At 54.6% G+C, this 2,334-nt stretch carries 4 protein-coding genes; all 4 read left to right on the top strand.

Going from position 1 to position 2,334, the window contains the following annotated elements; genetic code table 11:
• A partial coding sequence (locus FHS27_RS30570) for an NADAR family protein (protein WP_315854762.1) occupies positions 1–555 on the top strand: 555 nt, incomplete at its 5' end.
• A 97-nt stretch (positions 556–652) separates the two neighbouring features.
• Entirely contained in the window at positions 653–1,144 is a 492-nt protein-coding gene (locus FHS27_RS30565; RefSeq protein WP_184310237.1) for a DUF6714 family protein, read from the top strand.
• A 101-nt stretch (positions 1,145–1,245) separates the two neighbouring features.
• Complete coding sequence (locus tag FHS27_RS30560; protein ID WP_184310235.1) at positions 1,246–1,689, top strand: NADAR family protein; 444 nt, start codon at positions 1,246–1,248, stop codon at positions 1,687–1,689.
• A gap of 108 nt (positions 1,690–1,797) precedes the next feature.
• Positions 1,798–2,190 (top strand): hypothetical protein, encoded by a 393-nt coding sequence (locus FHS27_RS30555; protein WP_184310233.1) that lies wholly within the window; start codon positions 1,798–1,800, stop codon positions 2,188–2,190.
• The last annotated feature ends 144 nt before the right edge of the window (positions 2,191–2,334 follow it).

The raw sequence follows: 2,334 nt of genomic DNA, 5'->3' as shown, positions 1-2,334 counted from the left end.
GTCACCCGCCTCCGACTTATTCTCACCACCGAACCTAGTAAACCACCCCCAAATCACTTATTCTCACCCGGTCCGACCGGTAAGAAACAAGTTATCAGACTTAAATCGGACATGCCTGAATCCATCAACTTCTACTTGGTCGACGACGAGTACGGTGCGTTCTCGAACTTCGCCGCGTATCTAATCGAGCTCGATGGCGCAACATGGCCTACGACTGAACACTACTTCCAGGCACAGAAATTTGTTGGCACGCAACACGCTGACGAGATACGGTTGGTCGACTCGCCGATGACGGCTGCACGAATGGGACGTGATCGAGAGCGCCCACTTCGTCCTGATTGGGAGGACGTGAAGGACGACGTCATGCGTGTCGCGCTGCACGCCAAATTCACCCAACATCCCGATCTGATGGCGCTGCTGCTTGGTACGGGCGATGCTATGATCGTGGAACACACAAAGAACGACAGATACTGGGGAGACGGCGGCGACGGTACCGGGCGCAATATGCTCGGTCGGATGCTTGTCGAACTACGCACACGAATACAGAGCGGCTGATAACAATCGCATGCAACGGAGCCGGCGGTCGGGTCGGTTCGGAAGTCAACGCATCTCGCGCCGGCCCGCTGATGCGTGTCGTTCGTCAGACAGATGGATGCATACTGCGACTGACCTAATACGCCGTACCGAAGAGATGTTTGACCGCATTTCTCTCATTGACGGCGGAATCTCCATTCGTGAGGCCATCGTCATGGACAATTATGGCACCGTGACCGAACGCAAGGAAGCGCGAAGCAAGGACGAACTCACCGATTGGCATTGTCTTGTCGGCACGGACCATCTGAAGCGTCACGTAAATGCGGGCGTACTCTGCTTTATTGACGCACGGGGAATGCGGTTCTATCTTCCTCCGTGCTTTGTCACGATCTTGCCATTGGATACCCCTGGCGATTGTCCCGAGATTTTTCGTGGCGTACTTTTCCATCTTTCGGGATCGGACGAGCAGTTTGCGCTACTGAATCAGCCCCAAACGGTGTTGATCCGCGATATTCTGCTACACTTGGAGCAGAAAACGGACCGGTGGTATCGACGAAATATCGAAGGGGCAATTCGGTCGGTTGCTCGAAGACTGAGCACACAATACTGACGAACCATGCCGTGCACCGGAGTACGGCATCGCGCGTTTACAAGTGGTGACTCAATACGCCGTACCCGGTGACGGCGGACGTTATCAGACTTAAATCGGACATGCCTGAATCCATCAACTTCTACTTGGTCGACGACGAGTACGGTGCGTTCTCGAACTTCGCCGCGTATCTAATCGAGCTCGATGGCGCAACATGGCCTACGACTGAACACTACTTCCAGGCACAGAAATTTGTTGGCACGCAACACGCTGACGAGATACGGTTGGTCGACTCGCCGATGACGGCTGCACGAATGGGACGTGATCGAGAGCGCCCACTTCGTCCTGATTGGGAGGACGTGAAGGACGACGTCATGCGTGTCGCGCTGCACGCCAAATTCACCCAACATCCCGATCTGATGGCGCTGCTGCTTGGTACGGGCGATGCTATGATCGTGGAACACACAAAGAACGACAGATACTGGGGAGACGGCGGCGACGGTACCGGGCGCAATATGCTCGGTCGGATGCTTGTCGAACTACGCACACGAATACAGAGCGGCTGATAACAATCGCATGCAACGGAGCCGGCGGTCGGGTCGGTTCGGAAGTCAACGCATCTCGCGCCGGCCCGCTGATGCGTGTCGTTCGCTAACTGAATAATCTAAACACGCATGACAGATTCACGAATGGTCTACGGACCGAAACGCCTACTCAAGCAACCGCAGCAATATCTGCACATTCCAATTGAGTATCGTGGAACAACGGTCGCTGACGTGTTTGTCGCGTCACAAGAACTGAGTGGTCTGGAGATCGCCTACATCGATGCTGACGAAGACGATGACTCAGAGACTATTGGTGGTGCGGTGATGATCGGAAACGGAAAAGACGGTTACTACAATATTGACTTCGAATTGACACCCGACCACCGACGAGATGGCATGCTTGATTTCGCAGACGAGGATTACGACCTGTCGAAGGGCAGGGCATTTCTTGTCAAAACTGGTTACCAAACTGTTCAATTGTCGGCCCAATCCTTTGACGAAGCATTGAAGCAACTACCCTGAACCCGCCTGTCCGACTGTGTTTGCTTCGCTTGTAAAGTGGGCGAACCATGATCGAGATAGGGGCCCGGTTGCCCGGGACCCCTCTCACACCACCGGACATGCGGATCCGCATCCGGCGGTTCGCTTCTTGGAAGCAAACTTGCT

It is taken from the genome of Aporhodopirellula rubra (assembly GCF_014192335.1).
Lineage (GTDB): Bacteria > Planctomycetota > Planctomycetia > Pirellulales > Pirellulaceae > Rhodopirellula > Rhodopirellula rubra.
The sequence above is the reverse complement of the archived record's forward strand: the minus strand, read 5'-3'. Positions and strand labels throughout refer to the sequence as shown.